This is a genomic window from Variovorax sp. R-27 (genome assembly GCF_049913215.1).
Lineage (GTDB): Bacteria > Pseudomonadota > Gammaproteobacteria > Burkholderiales > Burkholderiaceae_C > Variovorax.
Window position 1 is genome coordinate 4,265,635 of sequence record NZ_CP183984.1, and the last position, 20,284, is coordinate 4,285,918.

Here is a 20,284-nt window from a genome sequence, read left to right on the forward strand (position 1 = left end):
ACGATTGGAGAAAGGCTTGAACGTCTGGTATTGGCCGCATTCCGACCTAACCATTTTCGCGAAGCCAGCGCTTGACCAACGCAGCACTCCGGTGTCGAAGTCGCTGCGCCTTCTGCCGAGTTTCAGCGATTCGGCTGAGCGCTTCAACGATTTCTTCGTCTAATGGCACGCCTTGTTCCAGCCAACCGACAGCCAGGTCAATCCAGTACTCCATCTGCGATTCAAGCCCTGAAAGCACCACGCGGCGAGTCGAAAACGGCCCATGGTTCTCGGTATACGGCTTCTCAAGGAAAATGAGCGGGCGTGGGTCCATTGCAATGTCGTCGCCTCGGGGAATGTCTGCTCCTGGCCGAAAGCAGCATAGCCTCAACGAAGTTCAAGGCGGCCATCTGAAAGGCGTATCGCCTCCGCCCGCCAAAGCGTCTCATCCATACCTTCGTCGTTCTGTATGCCGAAGGTCTCGATCCGCCCCTCCGCTGACGACGGGTCGGCCGCCCACCAAGCAGACTCGTAGAGCGTGTCGCCGCGCTCATGCGTGTAGCTGATTTCTACCGGCTCGCTGGTTTCGGCTGAAACGCCGTGGAGCCAACGGAGGAAGTCTAGATTCCACCTTCCGATGAGGCCCACCTTTTCAGGGTCGCCAAGATCTTCCTCGTGGAGCACAGGGCGAGCGCCTTTCGTCCGCCAGAGAACTTCATCGGAGGTCGACTGTTCCTGGATGCGCCCGTACGCATCTTCGAGAAGCAACACGCCCTTCACGTCGACGAACAGAAGACCGTCACTTACCTTCGCCTCGCTCAAGGCAGCACGCAAGCCCATGCAATGTCGAAGGCGTTCAACTGTTTTGCCGTCTGCGGGGACGGAGAGTTGGGCGTCTATTGGCATGAAATCGTGGCGCCTTGAATGTCCGGTTCTGGTCGACTTCGGAAGTCTAAGCGCGACTTACGACCGTCCCCCGAACAGACTCACTTACTCACCTAAGCCGCCTCCCGCACCGCCGCCCGCGCACAAACCAAAAACGGCTCAATCAACGGACTATCCCAATCACTCCGCCAGCAAGCCGCAATCTCCATCCGCGCATCGACATTGCGCAAAGCCCTGAACACCACCCCGGGCGGCCGCCCGATCTGCGCGCAGGCGGGCAATATCGCCACGCCCTTCCCCGCCAGCACCAGCGCCAGTGCCGACACCATCGTCTCGACCCGCTGCGCAATCGGCATGCTCACGTCGTGCCGCCGCAGCAGCGACGCGACGACCGATTTGTCTACGTCGCCCTCGGGCATGGGCAGCCCGATGAGCGGCAGGCCCGAGAGGCGCGCCAGCGGAATGCTGGGCAGTCGCGCCAGGGGTGAATCGGCGCGCACCGCAAGCATCAGCGGCTGGCTGCCGATGCGCTCTGCCGCAATGCCCGCCTGCGCAATGGGAGGAATGCAGATGGCCACCGACACATCCGAGTTGGTGAGGGCCGATACGTTGTTGACGGCGTTCAGCTCCGCATACTGGATCTCCACCTCGGGCAGCCTGCGCCGCAATTCGTTTTCCAGCCGCGGCAGCACCAGGTAAGACAGCACGACCATGGTGCCGATGGTGAGCCGGCCCCGGCTGCCCGAGCCGACGGCGCGCGCGGCGTCGAAGCCTTCGTTGGCCAGCAGCAGTGCCTCTTTCGCGCGCCGAAACAGTGCATTTCCTGCATCGGTTATTTCCATGCCGTGCGCTGCCCTGCGAAAGAGCGGCGTGCCCACCGCCGCCTCGAGGTTCTTGATGTGAACGGACAGCGGCGGCTGCGCCATGTTGAGCCGGCGCGCGGCCTTGCCGACGCTGCGCTCCTCGGCAACGGCCACGAAATAGCGAAGGGTTCGAAGGTCTGGGGTAGCCATACGCTGTGCATATGCCTTTTCTGGAAAACAGTATTGGACGACTTGTTGCGGCGCATCAATCATTTGCGCCATGAAAAACTTTCCCGTCCTTCTTCCAAAGTCCGAGATCTGCGAGATGCCAGCAACAACCATGCGCAGGCTGGTCGCGCAGCGCGAGCTCTCGCCGGTGGAGATCGTCGAAGAGGTGCTGCGCCGCGCCGATGCGCTGCAGCCGCACCTGAACTGCTTCATCACGCTGTGCCATGAACAGGCGCTGCAGCAGGCCAGGGAGGCCGAACAGGCGCTGATGCGCGGCGAGGCTTCGGGCCTGCTGCATGGCCTGCCCTTCACGGTGAAGGACATCGTCGATACGGCGAACGTGCGCACCACCTACGGCTCTTTGCTGCACCGCGACCATGTGCCCACGAAAGACGCGGTGGCCGTGGCGCGGATGCGCGAGGCCGGCGCCATCCTCATCGGCAAGACCACCTCTTCTGAATTCGGCGCCAAGTGCCTGACCGATGCGCCGCTGTTCGGAAGCACCCGCAACGCGTGGAATGCGTCGCGCACGAGTGGCGGCTCCAGCGGCGGTGCGGCGGCGTCGATGGCGGCGGGCATCGCGCCGCTGGCCATTGCCACCGACGGCGGCGGCTCCACGCGCATTCCCGCCGCGTGCAATGGCGTGGTCGGCCTGAAGCAGAGCCTGGGCGTGGTGCCCCACAGCCAGGTGCAGGACGCGTTCGGCAACTACACCTACGTGACGCCCACCACGCGCAACGTGGCCGACACGGCGCTGATGCTGCAGGCCATGACGGGCGCGCACGGGTCCGACCCGTGGTCGCTGGGCGTGCCGGCCCAGCGCTACTTCGACGACCTGCAAGCCGGCGGCGACCTTCGCGGCAAGCGCATTCTTTTCTGCGCCGCGCCGGTGGGGCGGCCGATTGCGGCGGAGGTCGCATCTGCCTTCGAGGCCGCTCTTGCAACGCTGGAGTCGATGGGTGCCGTGCTGGAGCCGATGTCGGGCGAAGGCTTCGACGTGGAGCCTGTGTGGCGCGTAATCAACCACACCAGCTGGCGCGGCCGCTTCGCGCCCATGGCTGCGGCGCATGGCGACCAGATGAGCCCGTCGCTGCTGAAGCAGCTTGCACTGGCGGAGCATGTGGACGGCGTCGCTTTCCAGCAGGCCATGTTCGCGCGGACTGCGTTGTTCCGCGAGGTGCAGGCGCGGCTGGAAACGCACGACTTCATCTTCACGCCCACGCTCTCGCGCACGGCCCTGCCCATCGACCAGGACCTGTTCGGCAGCATCGAGATCGACGGCAAGCAATACGCCGAGGTGCGCGCGAACTGGTTCCCCTGGACGATGCCGTTCAACCTCACGGGTCACCCCGCGATCAGCCTGCCCTGCGGCGCAGACCGCGAGGGCCTGCCCATCGGCATGCAGCTGGTCGGGCGCTTCCGCGAAGACGGGCAACTGCTGCAAGCCGCTGCCTCGTTCGAAGCGGAGCACTGGCCGGCGAATCCGCTGCCGGTCGTGGCTTTCTGAAGCCACCACCCCTTTTTGCCCTTTTCTCTCTTCCGATTTTTCAACCAGCAGGTAGCCACCATGACCTCGTTCCTGAAGACACTCGTGCTCGGCGCGTCGATTACCCTGGCCGGCATCACCGCGCACGCCGACAACGCGCCCGTGCGCCTCATCATCGGCGTTCCGCCGGGTGGAGCGCTCGACAACCTGGCACGCTCCATCGCCGAAGAATTGCGCGGCTCGCTCAAGGAGCCCGTTCTGGTGGAGAGCCGCCCCGGTGCGTCCACGCGCATTTCCATCGAGGCGGTGAAGGCCGCTCGACCCGATGGCCGCACGATCCTCATCGGCGCAACACCGCCCTTCGTGCTGTTTCCGATGACCTATGCGCGGCTGAACTACGACGTCGACAAAGACTTCATTCCCGTCGCGCATCTGGCCAACGTGCCCAGTGTCGTTTCCACCGGCGCAGACCAGCCGTACAAGACGATTCCCGAATACATCGCGTGGATCAAGAAGAACCCCGCTCAGGGCAGTGTGGGCATAACAAACCTCGGCGGCGGCCTGCACTTCAGCGTGTGGCAGCTGTCGAAGGCCATCGGCGTGCCGCTCACGGCCGTCTCTTACCGGGGCGGCGCTCCGCTGGCGACGGACATCATCGGCGACCACGTGCCGCTGGGCGCCGACGCGCTGGCCACCCAGCTGGAGCTGCACCGCTCAGGCAAGCTGCGCATTCTTGGCGTGGCGGGCACGAAGCGGCTTAGCTGGCTGCCCGATGTTCCGACCCTCAAGGAAGCGGGCTACGACGCCTTCGACCGTGCCAACGCGTCCTATGCCGCCTTCGTGCCGGCGGGCACGCCGAAGGACGTTGTCGCGAAGCTTGAGAAAGCCTTCCTGGCCGCAATGCGCAGCCAGCAGGTGCGCGGCCAGCTCGACCGCATGGGGCTCGACGCGACCGGGCTGCCCGGCGCCGAAGTGACGCGCCTCATGAACGAGGACCGCGAGTACTGGCGGCCCATCGTCAAGGCTTCGGGCTTCAAGAGCGATGAGTGACACGGCGGCGGAAGACGAGGAAAGGGCCGCGTGGGCGGTGCTCGTTGTCGCAAGCCTGGGTGCGTTTCTCTGCTTCCTGAACCTCAGCGCGCTCAACGTGGCGCTGCCTTCGGTGGCGCGCGGCCTGAACGCTTCGCCATCGCAGGCGAGCTGGATCCTGCTGTCTTACATGCTGGTCAGCACGGTGTGCATCCTCAGCTTCGGGAGGCTGGCTGATCTGTGGGGGCGGCGGCGGCTTTTTCTTGCGGGGCTGGGGCTTTTTCTGATTGCGTGTGCGGCCTGTGCGGTCGCTACAAGCTTCGGCACCATGCTGTTCTTTCGCATCTGCCAGGCCGTGGGTGCGGCTGGCGTCATGGCCAACTCCAGCGCATTGGTGGGCGATGCCTTCGGCCGCAGGAAGGTGGGCCTGGCGCTCGGCGTGCTCGCCATGGTGGCCGCGCTGGCGCAGGTCGTGGGGCCACTGGCTGGCGGCTTTGTCGTGTCGTGGTGGGGCTGGCGCGTTCTCTTTGTGCTGAACGTGCCTGTCGGGCTTTGCGTGCTGGCATGGTCGTGGCGGGTTCTGCCGAAGAGCGCGGCAACGGCCAAGGCCGAGCGCTTCGACCTGACCGGTGCCCTGCTGTCATTCGCCGGCATCGGAGGCGTGATCTATGCGCTCTCGATGGTGGGAACACGCGGCTGGGCGAGCACACCGGTGTGGGCCTTCATGCTCTCAGGCGTCTGCGCCCTCCTCTTGTTCGCCAAGGTGCAGCAGCGCACGGCGAGCCCCTTGGTCGACCCAGTGCTGTTCAGGGACTCGGGGCGTCGCACGGCGTACGCAGGCATCCTGCTCCTGTCGATGTCGCAGGCTGCGCCACTGCTGCTCGTGGCCCTGTATCTCCAGGCTTGCGCGGGGCTGGCGCCATCGGAGGCGGGCATGCGCATCGCGCCGGTCGCGCTAGGGATGCTGATGGCCGCGCCGACTGCGGGCAGCCTGATGCGGCGCTTCTCGCCCGCTGCCATCTGCGTGGCGGGCATGCTGCTTGCCGCAGGCGCGCTGGCGCTGTTGGCGGCCATGCTGCAGCCGGCCATCGGCGCCGGGCAACTGGCCGCATGTCTTTGGATGCTGGGCTTGGGCATCGGGAGCTTCGTGACGCCCAACAACGCGTCGATTCTGCAAAGCGTGGTGCCGCAGCGCCGGGGCATTGCGAACGGCGTGCGCTCGACGCTGCAGAACACCGGAATCATGATGGGAACGGCCTTGGCGTTGAGCGTGGCGATGGCCGGTCTGCCCTACAGCTCGCAGCTCATGATTCTCGGGAATGGCGGTTCAGGGCTCTCGGGCGTCGATGTCGCTGCATTCACTCACGGGGCGAGAAATGCTTTCGCGATGCTCGCCTGTCTTTGCCTTGCAGGTGCGGCGCTGATCCCGAACTGGAAGCCGTAGAACCACGCAATGTGGTTTTGGGTCTGCTACGATGCCGCTCGCGGGAAAACAGCCTCCCGTTCTGCAAAGTCAGACGGTGTCCCGTCCAAGCGCTGGTGACTCACAACGGAGCTATCCGTGGACACCGCCTTTCCTGACGCACCCATTGCGCTTGCCGCGCCACCCCGGCCCATCTCTCTCATCGAAGCCCCTGCGCTTCTGGCTGTGAAAACCCGATGAGCACCACTTCCGCATCTCGCCCACGCATGGGTTTCGCGCGCCTGCTGCCTTCCGGAGTCGATCCTGGCGCATTGCCCTTGCTCGCGGCGCGGGGGCTTCGCGCCTTCGGGGACGGGTACATGGCGGTACTGCTGCCGGCCTACCTGCTGTCGATCGGGCTCGGAACGCTGGAGGTAGGCATCGTCAGTACCGCGACGATGCTGGGCTCGGCGCTGGCCACGCTCGCGGTCGGCGCTTGGGGATACCGCTTTGCTGGCGGTCGGCTGCTGCGCGGCGCTGCTTTGCTGATGGCCGCTACGGGCCTGGGCTTTGCGGGCCTGTCTTCGTTCTGGCCGTTGTTGGTGGTCGCGCTGGTCGGCACGCTCAACCCCAGTTCCGGCGACGTCAGCGTGTTTCTTCCGCTTGAGCACGCCCGCCTGGCAGCGGCGGCACAAGGCCATGCGCGAACCGCATTGTTTGCACGCTACAGTCTCCTGGGTGCCCTGTGTGCAGCCTTGGGTGCGCTGGCCGCCGCCGTGCCGGACTGGCTGGTTCGGCACAGCGAGCTCGCGCGGCTCGACGCGCTGCGCGGGATGTTCGTGGTCTACGCGGCAATCGGGCTGATCGTCTTCTGGCTCTATCGGAATCTGCCGGCCCACGCCGGCGCCAACAACGCGGACAGCCTGCCCGTCGCGCCAACACCCCTGGGGCCGTCGCGCCGCGTCGTGGTGCGATTGGCGGCACTCTTCAGTGTCGACGCGTTTGCCGGTGGACTGACGGTCAACGCACTGATGTCGCTGTGGCTGCTGGAGCGATTCGGCTTCTCGCTGACCCAGGCCGGCGTGTTCTTCTTCTGGACCGGCCTGCTCAGCGCGGCGTCGCAGCTCGCTGCGCCGCTGGTCGCCCGACGCATCGGGTTGCTCAACACCATGGTCTTCACGCACCTGCCGGCCAACGTCTGCCTGGTGCTGGCAGCGCTGGCGCCAAGCCTGCCCGTCGCGCTGGGCCTGCTGATGATCCGCAGCGCACTCTCGTCGATGGATGTGCCAACGCGAACGGCCTACGTAATGGCGGTCGTGACGCCAGCGGAACGCAGCGCTGCGGCGAGCTTCACCGCCGTGCCGCGGAGTCTGGCCGCAGCCATCAGCCCGACGCTCAGCGGCGCCCTGTTCGCGGCCGGATGGATCTCGTTGCCGCTTGTCGCATGCGGGTTGCTAAAGATTTCCTACGACCTTGCGCTCTGGCGTGCCATGCGACGGGATCGACTCGACGAGGAGTAGCCGCTCGGCCCTGATTGCGAAGAACTGGCGTGCCGTGGCTTTCAGGGAAGCTTCGCGATCACCTTGATCTCGAACTTGAAGCCGTAGAGCCACGTCACGCCGATGCCAGTCAGCGTTGGGTGCGGCGCGCCGCCCCAATAGTCCGGCAGCACCTTCCAGACCGTGTCGAAGTTCGATTCCGGGTCGACGATGAAGACGGTCACGTCGACCACGTCGTCGAAGGTGCAGCCCGCGGCCCCGAGGATCCCGTTCAGGTTTTCGAACGCGAGCCGCACCTGCGCCTCGAGGTCGGGCTCGGGCGAGCCGTCTTCGCGGCTGCCGACCTGCCCTGAGACGAACAGGAAGCCGTTGGAGCGGACTGCCGGCGAGTAGCGGTTCTTTTCATAGAGCGCCTGGCGCCCGGGCGGGAAAACGACGTCGCGTTTGGCCATGAGTTGCTTCTTCCTTCTTTGATGACGATGAAGGGACTTTAGGCAGCCGTGCTTCTCCGATAAACGGGCAAAGCCAACAATCACTGTTTGCAGAACCCAAACAATCGTCGGATCAACAGGAACAGCAGGCATGGATCGTTTTGACGCAATGCAGGCATTCGCCCGCGTGGTGGAAGCAGGCAGCTTCACCAAGGCGGCCGAGACGCTGCACATGAGCAAGACCAGCGTGACGCAGCTGGTGCAGCAACTGGAGGCAAGGCTGCGCGTGAAGCTGCTCAACCGCACGACGCGCAAGGTGAACGTCACGGCCGACGGGGCGGCCTACTACGAGCGCGTGGTACGCCTGCTGGCCGACATGGACGATGCGGAGACCAGTCTGTCGAGCGCCTCGGCGTTGCCCCGCGGACGGCTGCGGGTTGATGTGCCGAGCCCGCTGGCCCGCATGATCCTGGTGCCGGCAATGCCGGCGTTCCACGCCCGCTACCCCGACATCCAGCTCGACATGGGCGTGAGCGATCGCATGGTGGACGTGATCGGCGAGAACGTCGATTGCGTTGTGCGCGGCGGCGAGCTCACCGACCAGTCGCTGATGGCGCGCCGCGTGGGCGACCTGCAGTTGGGGATTTACGCGGCGCCGAGTTATCTGGAGCGTGCCGGCATGCCTTCACACCCGCGGGAGCTGGAAGACACGCATCACCGCATCGTGGGCTTCCTGTGGTCGCGCAGCGGCAAGACCTTTCCGTATGCCATGCGCCTCGGCGACCAGAGCATCGAAGTGCAGGGCCGCTATGTGCTGTCGGTCGATGACGGCAACGCTTACCTCGCGGCCGGGCTGGCGGGCATGGGGGTGCTTTGGCTACCGGACTACATGGCCAAACCACATCTGCCGAGCGGCGAGTTGGTGCCTCTGTTCGAAGGCTGGCAACTCGATCCGATGCCCTTGTACGTGGCGTTTCCGCCGAACCGGCATGTCAGCGCCAAGCTGCGGGTGTTCATCGATTGGGTCGTCGAGCTGATGGCACGCCACGCGCCTGTCGACGGCCGACGCGATGTCAGGCCGCGACGGTAACGCCGTTGCGCTCAAGCACCGCCAGCAGTTTTGGAATATCGGGCGGCCCGGCCGGGATCTCGTGGTCGACGGCGGCGAACATCTGGGCGGCCAGCGCGTTCTGCCCGGTGATCTCGAGCATCTGCCCGCCACCCTTGCCGTAGTGAAAGCCGTGCACCGTGCCGCGCGGTACGTGCACGAGCGTGCCGGGCCGGCACATGTGGGCAGCACCGTCGCAGAGAAACTCGACCTCGCCGCCGAGCACGTAGAAGGATTCGTCCCAGTCGTGGCTGTGCGGCGGCGGCCCGGTTCCTTCGTCACCCCGCTGCAGGGTGATGCCATAGCTCTGCGTCGCCGCGTTCGATGCCAGCACCGTCACCTTCGTGCCGAGCACGTTCAGAGGAAGTTCACGCCGGTCGGGCGTCAAGACAAAGTACGGAATCGTCATGGTCAAGTCCTCGGGAGTGCGAGCGCGATTCTGCGCGCCCGCACTCCAGGAGACATATGCCGATGCTCCGGATGCAGCCTTTTCATTCCGTTACCGACGGTGGACCCTGCGTCTTCGACGACCTCAGGGTGCGCGAACCGGCGTGACCTTGCGGATCAGGTTGCCGAAGGTGTCGGCCACGTACAGATTGCCGGCAGCATCCACCGTCACCCCGTAAGGCTGCTTGAACGTGGCAGCCGCGCCGATGCCGTTCTGCGCGCCCAGCACACCGGGCTGGCCGGCGAGCGTGGAGACCACGCCTGCCGGCGTGATCTTGCGCAGCAGGCTGTTGCCTGTGTCGGCCACGTAGACATTGCCGTCGCTGTCCACCGTCAAGCCGCCGGGCCTGCTGAAAGATGCCGAGCTGCCGGCCCCGTCGGTCGCGCCAACCTGGCCCGAACCGGCCAGCGGCATGACCACGCCGCCGGGCGTGATCTTGCGGATCCGGTTGTTGCCGCTGTCGGCAACGTAAATGTTGCCGGCCGCGTCAGTCGCTATGCCGTAGGCCTGCCCGAAAGATGCCGCAGTCCCCGTGCCGTCAGCGAAGCCTGCAGTGCCCGAGCCGGCCAGCGTGGTGACGTCCTCGGCAGGCGTGATCTTTCGGACAACGGCGCCGATGAATTCGAGCACGTAGATGTTGCCGTTGGAGTCCGTGGCCACCGATGAAGGGGTATTGAACGTGGCAGAGGTGCCGTGGCCATCGAGCGACCCGATGGCCCCACTGCCCGCGATCGTGATCACGTCGGCCGCGGGCGTGATCTTGCGGATGCGGTTGCCGCCGAATTCCGCAGCATAGGCATTGCCCGTGGAGTCCAGCGCAAGACCGGACAGGCCCGAGAACGAGGCTGCAGTGCCGTTGCCGTTTTGCGAAGTACCGCTGCCGCCACCGCCCGCAAATGTCGTGACATCGCCAGCGGGCGAGATCTTCCGCACAAGGTTCGTTGCCGTATCCGACACGAGCAGGTTGCCGCTCTTGTCGACGACCACGCTGTACGGGAGATAGAACGATGCGGCGGTACCGTTGCCATTGACCGAGCCGGTAGTGCCGGACCCAGCGAGCGTGGACACCTGCGCCACCGCCGCCGAGCAGGCGACCGCCACGTCGCCGACATCGGCCGAGGCTTTGCCGCTGCCCTTGGTCACGGTGCAGAACTGCCACAGGGGCTGGGTGCGCACGCTGACCTCATAGGCCGAGCCTTCGGTGAGCGCGGTGGCAAAGGTGAACTTGCCGTCGGCCGTGAGTTTCAGGTCGTCGCCCGCATTGTTCTGAAGCACCAGGCTGCCGGTGAGGCCGGTGACGGTGCCGCCGACCGTATGCGTCACGACGACGGGGGTCTGGGGTTGCGCCGGCGCAGCGATCGGCACGAAGCCCGAGCCGCCGCCACCCCCACCGCCGCAGGAAGCCAGCAACACGATCGCACTGGCCACGACGCCGCAGCGCCCGTAAAAACTCACTCGATTGGAAAACATCCACTGCCCTCTTTGGTTTTGTCGATTCACGAAGAGAAACCCGCGCGCCGGTCGAAGTGCTACCGGCGGTTTCAAATCGTTGATTCTTGTTAACTATTTGTTTCTTCACCATCACCGGAACTAGGTAGATGGCGGAGCGAGGCACGGCTGCGCCCGCCCGCGCGGCGCCGCGGCGGGCAGAGTCTTCAGGGCCGCGAGGCGGACACTTCGCGCAGGCGCTGATGCGCTGCACCCTCCCACGCCACGGGCTGCTGGTTCTTCGCGCTCAGATAGTGGTGCGTGAACACCACCAGGTAGGCATCCAGCGTCTGTTCGGCGGCATGCTCGCTTGCGAGGTTCATGCACATCGCGGCCACCTCGCTGGTGCAGAAATGGTCGTCGCGGCCGGAGTTGCGCAGCTTGTACTGCGTGATCTGCTCCGGCTGCAGGCTCAGCACCGGCAGCCGGTCGAGGTAGGGGCTCCTGCGAAACATCTTGCGTGCCTCGGCCCATGTCGCATCGAACAGGATGAAGAGCGGGCGTTTCGCGGTGCCGCTGCTGGCCTGGTCAGGCGACGGAACGGTCAGAACCACGCGCTCGGGCGCCGCGTACTGCCCCGGGAACACCACGTAGGGTTGCCATTGCGGGTCGTTCAGCAGTGCCAGCAGCGCGGGATCGGTTTCGGTACGGGCCCAGCCGAAGGCGAAGGTATCGGCCACCACGTCGGCGACCAGCCAACCGGTGTTGGTGGGCTTGAGCGGCTCGATGTCGGCCATGAGCAGGCACACCCCCGCGCGCGTTGCCACCGAAGGGCGCACGGCGCACATGCAATGGCTGGGCACCAGGCGGCAGCCCGCGCAGCGTTCGCGCTTGAAGCCACCACGGGCGAGAAAGGGCTTGGCACTTCGCGCCAGGCGGGCGGCACGAAGGAGGGAGACGGCGTGGGGCATGCGCCGATTCTCGGTCCCACCGGAATCCGTAGAAATTACACATTCGCGCCGATAGAGGCTCTGGCAGGCCCTGCGCTGGAGGAAAATCCATTGCATACAAAGGCAATACACCCATAACGCCATGACACTCGACGAACTCTTTGCCAATGACGAGTCGCTCCCCACCGTGCCGAAGGTGGTGTCCGACCTGATTGAGATGCTGCGCGACGACGACGTGCCTTTCGCGGCCATCGCGCATCGGATCGAGCTTGACCAGGTGCTCGCGGCCAGGGTGCTGCAGATGGTCAACTCGCCGTTCTTCGGGCTCCGGCGAAAGATTTCCTCGATCCAGGGCGCGATCCTGATGCTCGGGCTCTCCGCCATCCGGTCATTCGTGGTGAGTTCGGGTCTGTCGGGCGCCTTCCGGAAGGTGGACGGAGTCAACCTTCCGGCCTTCTGGGCCCACAGCCTGCGCGTGGCGTCGGTCTCGAGGTATCTGGCTTCGAAGACCCGGCACGTCGACCCCAACCTGGCGTTCACCGCGGGCAGCATGCATGCCATCGGCCACCTGATCATGGCGCAGGCAATGCCCGATCGCATGGCCGCGCTGAATGCCGTCCACCCCTTGGACGCGCTGGGGCGCGCGCAACTCGAGCTTGTCGAATTCGGGTATCACTACGGCGACGTGAGTGCGTCCCTGGCGCAGCGCTGGGGCTTCGCTCCCGACCTCGTCGGTGGGCTTTCGAGCTTCGTGAGCCCGGCAAAGTCGGAACACGCCGATGCGCTCGGCGGCGTTCTTCATCTGGCCGTGTGGCGCGTGGCACTGGAGCGCCAGGGCGTGGACCTGAGCAATATCGGTGGCTTCTGGCCGAGCCAGTCGGCGCTGGCCGTCGGTATCACCGAGGACATGGTCCAGGAAATGCCGGCGCCGCGTGAGCTTGCTGCGGACCTCGAATCGATGATCGCCTGACCGTACTCCGGTCTCGACCTTCTTCGCGCGCTAGACCAACTGCAGGTCTTTCGGCGCCACCCCGTCGAACACCCGCGCGAGCTGTGCCGGCGAAAGGCCATACATCCGCTTGAACAGCCCGCCGAACACCGCGCGGTATTCGTTGAGCACCGGATAGTCGCGGTTCTGGAACAGCGTGGCCTGCGTCAGCGCCTGCTGCTCGCCCACGACGCGCCCCCCGGCCTGCGCCGAGAGGCCGCCGCCGAGCACCCAGTAGACGGTGCCGTGTCCGTGGTCGGTGCCGCGGTTGCCGTTCTCGCGGAAGGTGCGGCCGAACTCGCTGATGACGACCACCACGGTCTGGTGCCATGCGTCGTCGCCCATCTCCTGTGCGAAGCCGGCTACGCCGCGGCCCAGTTCTTCGAAACGGTTGGCGAGGTAGCCGGTGGCGCCGCCCTGCCCCACGTGCGTGTCCCAGCCGCCGACGTCGACAAAGCCGAGGTCGAAGCGGTCGCGCATCAGCAAGGCCATGCGGCGCGCCACCAGCTCGAAGCCCTTGGCGGTCATGGCGTTGCGGCTGGCAGCGTCCATCTCGGCCTGCACCGCCCGCGTTACCTCGTCGCGCACCTGGAAGCCCTCGGCCACCGGCTGGGCCAGCGCGGTGTTGCGGTACATGCTCGTAATGATCTGGCTCTGCCGCGCGTCGATGCCCGAACGTGCGTTACCCGCGATCGCCATGTTGGCGGCCTTGGCGCTGCCGCGCATCGAGATGGGCAACTGGTCGGTGAAGGCGATGGGCGACACGTCGGTAACGGGCCCCGCGCCGAGTACGCCGGCCAGCCGGTTGAGAAAGCCCGAGCGGTAGTCGCGGCGCTTGTCCAGCGCCTGGCCGAGCTCGATGGAGTCCTGCGTTTCGAAGTGACTGCGCGTGAGGTCGTCGATGCCCGCGAAGGCGATGAACGATGCCTGCTTCTGCTGGAACATCGGCATCACGCTCTGTGCCAGCGCGGGATGCAGGCCCCAGTTGCCGTCGAGCGGCAGCGCGCCGTTGGGCGTGCCGGGGCGCGCGATGGCGATGCTGGGGCGCGAGGCGTAGTAGAAGTCGCTGCTCGTTGGCACGAGCAGGCTGCTGCAGTCGTACGCGCCGCGCAGGAACACGACCAGCAGCTTGGCGCCTTCGGCCGCGGGCGCGGCCATCAGTTGGCCGGCGGCGCCCGCGAACGGGGCGGCGGCCATGAGCTTCAAGAGTTCTCGACGTTGCATGACGGTGTGTCCTTCTTCTTGATCAACGACGCATCAACTCCGGCGACGCCAGCAGGAAGGTGTTCCACTCCTGCGGGTTCTTCGCCTGCGCCAGCGCCTCGCGCGTGTCCGCGCTCATGCCGGCTTGCATTGCGCGCACCGCGTGCGAATCAGCTAGCTGCGGGAAGGCCGGCTTCTCCAACGGCGCCTTGTCGTCCACGCGAAACAGCACGGCGCCGTTCGCACCGATGGCACGCGCGATCTCGAAGCGCGTGTTCATCTGCCCCGCACTGGCCCAGGCTGCCTCGTTGAGCGGATAGCCGTCGGGCGTCTCGTGGCTGTACAGCTGTTCGCCCATGCGGTTGATCCAGTTGAGCATCGGGTTCACGTTCACCACCACGCGGTCGTCGTACGCGAGCCGCACGCCGGCCATCACGTAGTGCACCGGGTCGCGGAACTTGCGGCCCAGCGAGGCGGCGAACTCGGGCGACTCGAACAGCGCCTTCAGAGTAATGGCGATGTCGCCGTCGCTGCGGGTGAAGGCAGCAGCCATGCGGTCGATCAATGCCTGCGGAGGGTCGTCGGAGACGAAGTACACGGCAAGCTTGCGCGAGATGAAGCGCGCGGTGGCCGGCGCGCGCGCCAGGCGGTCGAGCGCTTCGTCGGCCTCGGCCAGGCCGCTGCTCTTGATGGGCTGACCCAGCAGCGTCTTCGGCCCGTAGTCGTGCCGGTTGGGGTTGAACTCGAACAGGCCCTTGCGCACGTAGTCGGCGCGTACGGCCGGCCGCACGTTCGGCGGCGGCGCATCGAGCGGCTGGTTGCTCACGCCAACGCCGGTGAGCACGCGCGCCAACTCCTGCACGTCGGCCTGCGAATAGCCACCGCCCACGCCCAGCGTGTGCAGCTCCATCAGCTCGCGTGCGTAGTTCTCGTTGATGCGGTTGGCGGCGTTCTGCGCGTTGTCTAGGTAGCGCAGCATCGCCGGGTGGTGCAGCGTGGCGCCGAGCAGGTCGCGGAACTTGCCGAGCGCGTGCGGGCGAATCGCGTTCTCTTCGTAGTCGCCCACCATCGCGCGGATGTTGTCCTTGCGCAGGTTGACGTTGAAGTGGTTCATCCAGAACCACGTCATCTGCTCCTGCAGCTGGTTGGGCGAATACAGGGCGCGCAGCACGAAGCGTTGTTGCGCTTCGCGTGCCAGGTCGTTGAGCCGCTGCTGGTAGGCCTGTCGCGCGGCTTTCTTCTGGTCTTCGTCGGGTAGCGCATCGGCCGCCTTGCGCTGTGCGTCGAGTTCGGTGACGAGCTGGTCGAGCGGCGTGCGCGAAATGCTCATCGCATCGATCTGCGCCTGCGCCGCAGGCGGCAGCGGCGCGGGGCGCGGGTTGAGCTGGTCGCGCATCCACAGCGACAGGCCGCGCTTTGCGAGCTGCGCGTCGCTGCTCGCGTTGGCACCCCAGCTCACGCGGTCGAGCCAGCGCAGACGGGCGGCGTCATTGAGCGGTGCGGAAGGCAACGACACCGACACCACCGGCCGCTGGTCGCCCGGTGCACTTGCGCAGGCCGCGAGCAAGGCCAGCGCACATGCACCGAGCGCCATCGAGGCGCGACGCATGGAGAACAACGAGGCGGCGGCCGGCACCGCCATCACTCCCTGCGCATGTCGTGATGGCGCACGTCGCCGATGGCGTGCTGTGCGGTGTTGAGCGCCAGGTCTACGTGCGCCAGGCCGCGTTGCTGGAACGGCCGCGAGCGCGGGTCGTCTTCTTCGCGCGCCACATCGGAGCGCACCTTGCGCAGCAGGTCGACCGCCGCATGAAGGCGGCCGTCGCGCGGCAGCCACGTATCGGTGGGCTCGCGCCATTCGAGGGGCTTGCCGTCGAGCCATGCCGCGCGTTGCAGATCGCCGATGGCAGCATGGATCTCGTCGACCACCACCTGCTCGTCGCGCGAGATCTGCCCGTCTTCGGGGCGGCGGTGCTCCACCTTCCAGGCGGCCGTTTGCAGGTCGGACAAGGCGTGGAGGTAGAACGGGTGCCTGCCGTATTCGTCGGCCAATGCGGGCAACGAGGCCGCAGCCATGAGGGCGAGTGCGGCGATTAGGCTTTTCTTCTTCATCTTCGGAGCTCCTGGGAGTGATGGCGAATCGAGGACGCATCCTCAACCATCGGGACCCGCTCCGCGTTGACGCTCTTTACCCTCGTAACGCCGCGCAAAGACGGTGCCTAAGCGCCAGCTAAGTCAGGCTACGGACAGGCTGGAAGGTGCAGCGCCGGCAATCTGCCGCAGGGCGCGCTCGAGCACCTCGACGGGCTGGCCACCCGAAATGAGGTGCTGGTCGTTGATGATGATCGCGGGCACCGAGTGGATGCCGGCATCGGTGTACATGCGCTCGCGTTCGCGGGTTTCCTGTGCAAACTCGTCGCTGTTCAGGATCTCGCGGGCACGGGCTGCATCGAGCCCGGCCTCGGTGGCTGCGCGCACCAGCACTTCGGAGTCCGATGGGTTCTGGCTGTCGGTGAAGTAGGCCTTCAGCAGCAGCTTCTTCAGCGCCGCCTGCTTGGCCGAACTCTCCAGCTCGGCCCAGTGCAGCAGGCGGTGTGCGTTGAAGGTGTTGTAGACACGCGGACGGCCTCCGGGGCTGAACTCGAAGCCCACTGCCGCGCCGCGCTGGCGGATCATTTCGCGCGACTGCGCCTGCTGCTCGCGCGTGGAGCCGTACTTCTGATTCAGGTGCTCGAAGGTGTCCTGGCCTTCGGGCGGCATCTGCGGGTTCAGCTCGAAGGGCTGGAAGTGCAGCTCCGCGGTGACCTCGGGGGCCACCTTCCTGAGCGCCGCCTCGAGCGAACTCAGGCCGATGGCGCACCAGGGACAGGACACATCGGAGACGAAGTCGATCTTGAGGTGGGAAGAGGTAGGGGTAGTCATGGCGCCATTCTTCACGGCGCCACAACCCTTGGTGCACGAAAGGTTTTCAGGCCGCGGCCTTGGCCAGGCGCGCGTCCTGCAGCGTCTTCTCGCGCATGCGGTCGTACTCCTGCTTGTCGACCGGCACCGCATCGGGCTTGCCTAAGTCGTTCATCCGGATGCGGTAGGTTTCCCGTGCACTCAGTGCGGCCAGTGCCGCCAGCACCGTCACAGCGAAGGTGATGGCACCCACGGTGAACCACACGTTGGTCGAGCCGGGAGGCGCCACGGCGGCGAACAGAGCGGGCAGCAGTGCGGTGAAGGTGGTGCCGATGTTCTGCGAGATGGCCATGGCCGAGACGCGGTTGCGGGTGCGGAACAGCTCCGGATAGAAGCTCGGGAAGGTCGCGTTGTAGCCCTGGTACACGATGCCCCACATCAGCAGCGACATGACGATGGCCAGCTGCACGTTGCGGATGCTGATGGCATACAGGTACACGAAGGACAGCAGCCCCGAGAGCAGCGCACCGACGATGATCGGCGGGCGGCGGCCGATGCGATCCGAGAGGTTGCCCACGAACGGGATCACGATCACGGCCAGGATGTTGCCGAGCACCGGAATCCACAGGTACACGTCTTTCTGGAATCCGATGCCGTAGGCCGCCTGCACGGCATAGGCCGCGCCAAACACTGTGGCCACCACCGGAATGACGTTCATCAGCGCCATGCAGACCACGCGCAGCATGTCGGCCCAGCTGTCGGTGAAGGCCTGGACGATCGGTGCCTTGGCCACTTCGCCCTTCTTGTCCACTTCAGCAAAAGCCGGCGTCTCGTCGACCTCGCGGCGGATGATGTAGCCCGCCACGATGACCAGGAAGCTCAGCAGGAAGGGAATGCGCCAACCCCACGAGTTGAAGGCCTCCTCGGGCATGTAGTGCGCCAGCGGCAGGAACACGGCAGCCGCCAGAATCTGGCCGGCCTGCACACCCTGCAGCGTGAAGCTCGCGAAGAAGCCGCGACGCCCGAACGGTGCGTGCTCGAGAATCATCGAGCTCGCGCCCGAGATTTCGCCGGCCACTGCAAAGCCCTGGATGAGGCGCAGCAGAACCAGCAGCACCGGAGCCAGCAGGCCGACCTGGTCATAGGTAGGCAGCAGGCCGACGGCCACGGTCGAAAAGCCCATCAGGAACATGCAAAGCACCAGCACCTGCTTGCGCCCGTGCGTGTCGCCCCAGTGGCCGAGCACGAAGGCGCCGATGGGACGCGCGACATAACCCACGCCGTAGGTCGCGAGCGAGGCGACGATGGCCGTCGTCGGGTCGCCCTTCGGGAAGAAGATCTGCGGAAAGATCAGCGCCGCCGCGGTGGCGTAGATGAAGAAGTCGTAGTACTCCAGCGCCGAGCCGATCCAGCCGCTTGCGGCGGCCTTCTTCGACTGGTGCCTGCCTTGCGGCTCATGGGCTGTGTTGGTTGCCATGTGTTGTCTCCAGTGTTGACGAAAAAAAGAAATCAATCAGTCGGTCGATCGGTCAATCCTGCGCCTGCGAAGCCATGCGCGCCGGTGCGTTGAGGGCACCGTAGGCGTCGTAGTTGCCCACGCGCTGTGCGACCTCGAAAAACAGTCCGCCCTCGAAACTCTCGGTATAGATGTGCAGGTAGTCGCCGGCTGGCGAGCGGTCGAACAGCACGCCCGCTTCGCGCATGCGCGCCAGCAGTTCGGGCGCGATGTCGATGCGCGTGGCCAGGTCGTCGTAGTAGTTGTCGGAGATGGGCACGAAGCGCGTGCCGTTGGCGCGCAGCTTGGCGGCCGTCTCGAAGATGTCGGCACAGCTCAGCGCAATGTGATGCACCGCGCCACCGCCAGTCACGCTCAGCGTGCGCGCGGTGCGGGTGCGCTGGCTCAGCGACACGTTGAGCACCAGGCGCAGGCTGCGGTCGGTGTTGGCAACGCCGCGGCTGCGGATCAGGCCGAAGGGGTCGGCAAGCTCCAGGCTCTCGCCGGGCTCCAGGCCGAGCACGGCGCGCGTGAACAGCACCCAGGTGTCGAGCTGGTCTAGCGCCAGGCCAAGAGCCACGTGGTCGATGCGCTGCAGGCCTGCGTCGTTCGCGCCGGCACCGTCGTCTTCGAGAATGAAGTCGGCTTCGTACAAGCCGTTGGCGCCCAGCGCTTCGGGCACGAAATGAATCAGGTTGCCGCCCGGCGCGACGATGGCCGGCACGCGCAGTTCGTTGGGGCCGACCGGGCTGTCGTGCCGCTGCGAACGCATGGCGGTGGCTCGGCCCACGGCCGCGAGGGGATCGTCGCAGCGCACGCCCAGAGCGCACACCGAGGTGCCGTGCGCCTCGAAGCGGCCGCGCGCAAACGAATCAGGCTGTGCGTTGACGATCAGGTTGATCTCGCCCTGGCGGTACAGCGTCACGGCCTTCGAGCGGTGCTTGCCGATGCGGCGGAAGCCGAGTTGCTTCACCAGCGTGGACAGCGTTGCTGCAGATGCCTCGTCGGCCGCAAACTCGATGAACGACAGGCCGGAGAGCGCCGGTACCGGCGGCGGGTTGAACAACTGCACGGGCTCGACGTCGTCCAGCCGCTGCCGCGCTTCGCTTTCGAGGTACAGCAGCGAGCGCATCGCATCCACCGCGGTACGGCGGTTCGGCGTCTCGCGAAAGATGTCGTTGAAGATCTCCAGCGACAGCGGCCCGGTGTAGCCCGCGCGCAGCACCTGTTCGAAGAAGCCGACCACGTCGAAATCGCCCTGCCCCGGAAACGAACGATGGTGGCGCGCCCACTGCAGCACGTCCATCGACAGCAGCGGCGCGTCGGCCATCTGCAAAAAGAAGATCTTGTCGCCCGGAATGCTGGCGATGCCGGCCGGATCGTCCTTCAGCGACAGCGTGTGGAAGCTGTCGAGGATCAGGCCCAGGTGCGCGTGGTTCGCCTGCTTCACGATGTTCCAGGCCTGGCCGTACAGCGAGGTGTGGCGGCCCCAGGCGAGTGCCTCGAAGCCCACGCGCAGGTTGCGGCGCGCAGCGCGCTCGGCCAGTTCGTGCAGTTGCGCGGCGGCCAGAGCTGGATCGTTCACCGACAGCGGCGAAGTGTTGGAGCAGCACAGCACCATCGGCGCACCCATGGCCTCCATCAGGTCGAACTTGCGCTCGGCTCGTTCCAGGCTGCGACGAAACTGCGGCTCGGGCATGCCTTCGAAATCGCGGAACGGCTGGTACAGGTCGATGGTCAGGCCCAGGTCCGCCGTGATGCGGCGCAATTCGGTGGCCGTGCCCTTGAAGTTGATGAAGTCGGCCTCGAACAGCTCGATGCCGTCGAAACCGGCGGCGGCGACGGCTTCGAGCTTCTGGCGGAGCGTGCCGCTGAGCGAGACGGTGGCAATGGAGCGATGCATGGGGGTGGACTTTAGGAACACCCGGGCCCTGCCACAATCTATTCAGCAAGCTTTTGATCGATCATCGATCACATACGTGCATTATTCGCACGAAATACGGGATACACCTAGGCCGGCT

At 66.0% G+C, this 20,284-nt stretch carries 19 protein-coding genes; 6 read left to right on the top strand and 13 right to left on the bottom strand.

The features are described 5' to 3' along the window. Positions 1-46: 46 nt before the first annotated feature. The 3 genes from ACN9MV_RS20040 to ACN9MV_RS20050 form a co-directional block, all read right to left on the bottom strand. Positions 47-313, bottom strand: a complete 267-nt coding sequence (locus ACN9MV_RS20040) for a hypothetical protein (protein WP_426389145.1) — start codon at positions 311-313, stop codon at positions 47-49. Positions 314-366: 53 nt separating this feature from the next. Next, positions 367-885 carry a hypothetical protein gene (locus ACN9MV_RS20045; RefSeq protein ID WP_426389147.1) on the bottom strand — a complete coding sequence of 173 codons (519 nt, stop codon included), beginning with the start codon at positions 883-885 and terminating at the stop codon, positions 367-369. Positions 886-977: 92 nt separating this feature from the next. Next, positions 978-1,949 carry a LysR family transcriptional regulator gene (locus ACN9MV_RS20050; RefSeq protein ID WP_426389148.1) on the bottom strand — a complete coding sequence of 324 codons (972 nt, stop codon included), beginning with the start codon at positions 1,947-1,949 and terminating at the stop codon, positions 978-980. A 43-nt stretch (positions 1,950-1,992) separates the two neighbouring features. Here ACN9MV_RS20050 and ACN9MV_RS20055 point away from each other — a divergent pair, with 43 nt between their 5' ends. The 4 genes from ACN9MV_RS20055 to ACN9MV_RS20070 all read left to right on the top strand — a co-directional run bounded on the left by ACN9MV_RS20055 (position 1,993) and on the right by ACN9MV_RS20070 (position 7,332). After that, on the top strand, positions 1,993-3,402 hold the full coding sequence (locus ACN9MV_RS20055; RefSeq protein ID WP_426389150.1) for an amidase: 1,410 nt from the start codon (positions 1,993-1,995) through the stop codon (positions 3,400-3,402). 60 nt (positions 3,403-3,462) lie between these two features. Then, positions 3,463-4,431, top strand: coding sequence for a tripartite tricarboxylate transporter substrate-binding protein (locus ACN9MV_RS20060; RefSeq protein WP_426389151.1), 969 nt, complete (start codon positions 3,463-3,465; stop codon positions 4,429-4,431). Beyond that, positions 4,424-5,854, top strand: coding sequence for an MFS transporter (locus ACN9MV_RS20065; RefSeq protein ID WP_426389153.1), 1,431 nt, complete (start codon positions 4,424-4,426; stop codon positions 5,852-5,854). Before ACN9MV_RS20060 ends, ACN9MV_RS20065 begins: the two co-directional genes overlap by 8 nt. A gap of 215 nt (positions 5,855-6,069) precedes the next feature. Further along, positions 6,070-7,332 (top strand): MFS transporter, encoded by a 1,263-nt coding sequence (locus tag ACN9MV_RS20070; protein ID WP_093050494.1) that lies wholly within the window; start codon positions 6,070-6,072, stop codon positions 7,330-7,332. 41 nt (positions 7,333-7,373) lie between these two features. Here the strand turns inward: ACN9MV_RS20070 and ACN9MV_RS20075 are convergent, their stop codons facing one another. Further along, a complete protein-coding gene (locus ACN9MV_RS20075) occupies positions 7,374-7,763 on the bottom strand; it encodes a RidA family protein (protein ID WP_093050497.1) in 390 nt (129 codons plus the stop codon). Between the two features lie 130 nt (positions 7,764-7,893). On the opposite strand from ACN9MV_RS20075, the gene ACN9MV_RS20080 reads away from it, so the two are divergent. Next, the gene (locus tag ACN9MV_RS20080; protein ID WP_426389154.1) at positions 7,894-8,832 is read left to right on the top strand and encodes a LysR substrate-binding domain-containing protein; all 939 of its coding nucleotides are present in this window, start codon (positions 7,894-7,896) and stop codon (positions 8,830-8,832) included. Here ACN9MV_RS20080 and ACN9MV_RS20085 read toward each other — a convergent pair. The 3 genes from ACN9MV_RS20085 to ACN9MV_RS20095 form a co-directional block, all read right to left on the bottom strand. Then, positions 8,816-9,259 carry a cupin domain-containing protein gene (locus ACN9MV_RS20085; RefSeq protein WP_093050504.1) on the bottom strand — a complete coding sequence of 148 codons (444 nt, stop codon included), beginning with the start codon at positions 9,257-9,259 and terminating at the stop codon, positions 8,816-8,818. The genes ACN9MV_RS20080 and ACN9MV_RS20085 overlap by 17 nt on opposite strands. 123 nt (positions 9,260-9,382) lie before the next feature. Continuing rightward, complete coding sequence (locus tag ACN9MV_RS20090) at positions 9,383-10,768, bottom strand: NHL repeat-containing protein (protein WP_426389155.1); 1,386 nt, start codon at positions 10,766-10,768, stop codon at positions 9,383-9,385. A 185-nt stretch (positions 10,769-10,953) separates the two neighbouring features. After that, positions 10,954-11,697: a tRNA-uridine aminocarboxypropyltransferase gene (locus ACN9MV_RS20095; protein ID WP_426389156.1), complete on the bottom strand. Its 744-nt coding sequence runs from the start codon at positions 11,695-11,697 to the stop codon at positions 10,954-10,956. A gap of 121 nt (positions 11,698-11,818) precedes the next feature. On the opposite strand from ACN9MV_RS20095, the gene ACN9MV_RS20100 reads away from it, so the two are divergent. Continuing rightward, positions 11,819-12,646, top strand: coding sequence for an HDOD domain-containing protein (locus tag ACN9MV_RS20100; RefSeq protein ID WP_093179481.1), 828 nt, complete (start codon positions 11,819-11,821; stop codon positions 12,644-12,646). 30 nt (positions 12,647-12,676) lie between these two features. Here ACN9MV_RS20100 and ACN9MV_RS20105 read toward each other — a convergent pair whose 3' ends face one another. From ACN9MV_RS20105 to ACN9MV_RS20130, 6 genes are all read right to left on the bottom strand, one after another. After that, positions 12,677-13,888, bottom strand: a complete 1,212-nt coding sequence (locus ACN9MV_RS20105) for a DUF1501 domain-containing protein (RefSeq protein WP_426389157.1) — start codon at positions 13,886-13,888, stop codon at positions 12,677-12,679. 22 nt (positions 13,889-13,910) lie between these two features. Further along, complete coding sequence (locus ACN9MV_RS20110) at positions 13,911-15,509, bottom strand: DUF1800 domain-containing protein (RefSeq protein WP_426389158.1); 1,599 nt, start codon at positions 15,507-15,509, stop codon at positions 13,911-13,913. Continuing rightward, positions 15,509-15,979: a hypothetical protein gene (locus ACN9MV_RS20115; RefSeq protein ID WP_426389159.1), complete on the bottom strand. Its 471-nt coding sequence runs from the start codon at positions 15,977-15,979 to the stop codon at positions 15,509-15,511. Before ACN9MV_RS20115 ends, ACN9MV_RS20110 begins: the two co-directional genes overlap by 1 nt. A 123-nt stretch (positions 15,980-16,102) precedes the next feature. Continuing rightward, positions 16,103-16,789, bottom strand: a complete 687-nt coding sequence (locus tag ACN9MV_RS20120) for a DsbA family oxidoreductase (protein ID WP_426389160.1) — start codon at positions 16,787-16,789, stop codon at positions 16,103-16,105. Positions 16,790-16,835: 46 nt separating this feature from the next. Continuing rightward, a complete protein-coding gene (locus tag ACN9MV_RS20125; RefSeq protein WP_093179485.1) occupies positions 16,836-18,245 on the bottom strand; it encodes an MFS transporter in 1,410 nt (469 codons plus the stop codon). Positions 18,246-18,297: 52 nt separating this feature from the next. Next, complete coding sequence (locus tag ACN9MV_RS20130) at positions 18,298-20,166, bottom strand: bifunctional sugar phosphate isomerase/epimerase/4-hydroxyphenylpyruvate dioxygenase family protein (protein ID WP_426389161.1); 1,869 nt, start codon at positions 20,164-20,166, stop codon at positions 18,298-18,300. Between the last annotated feature and the right edge of the window lie 118 nt (positions 20,167-20,284).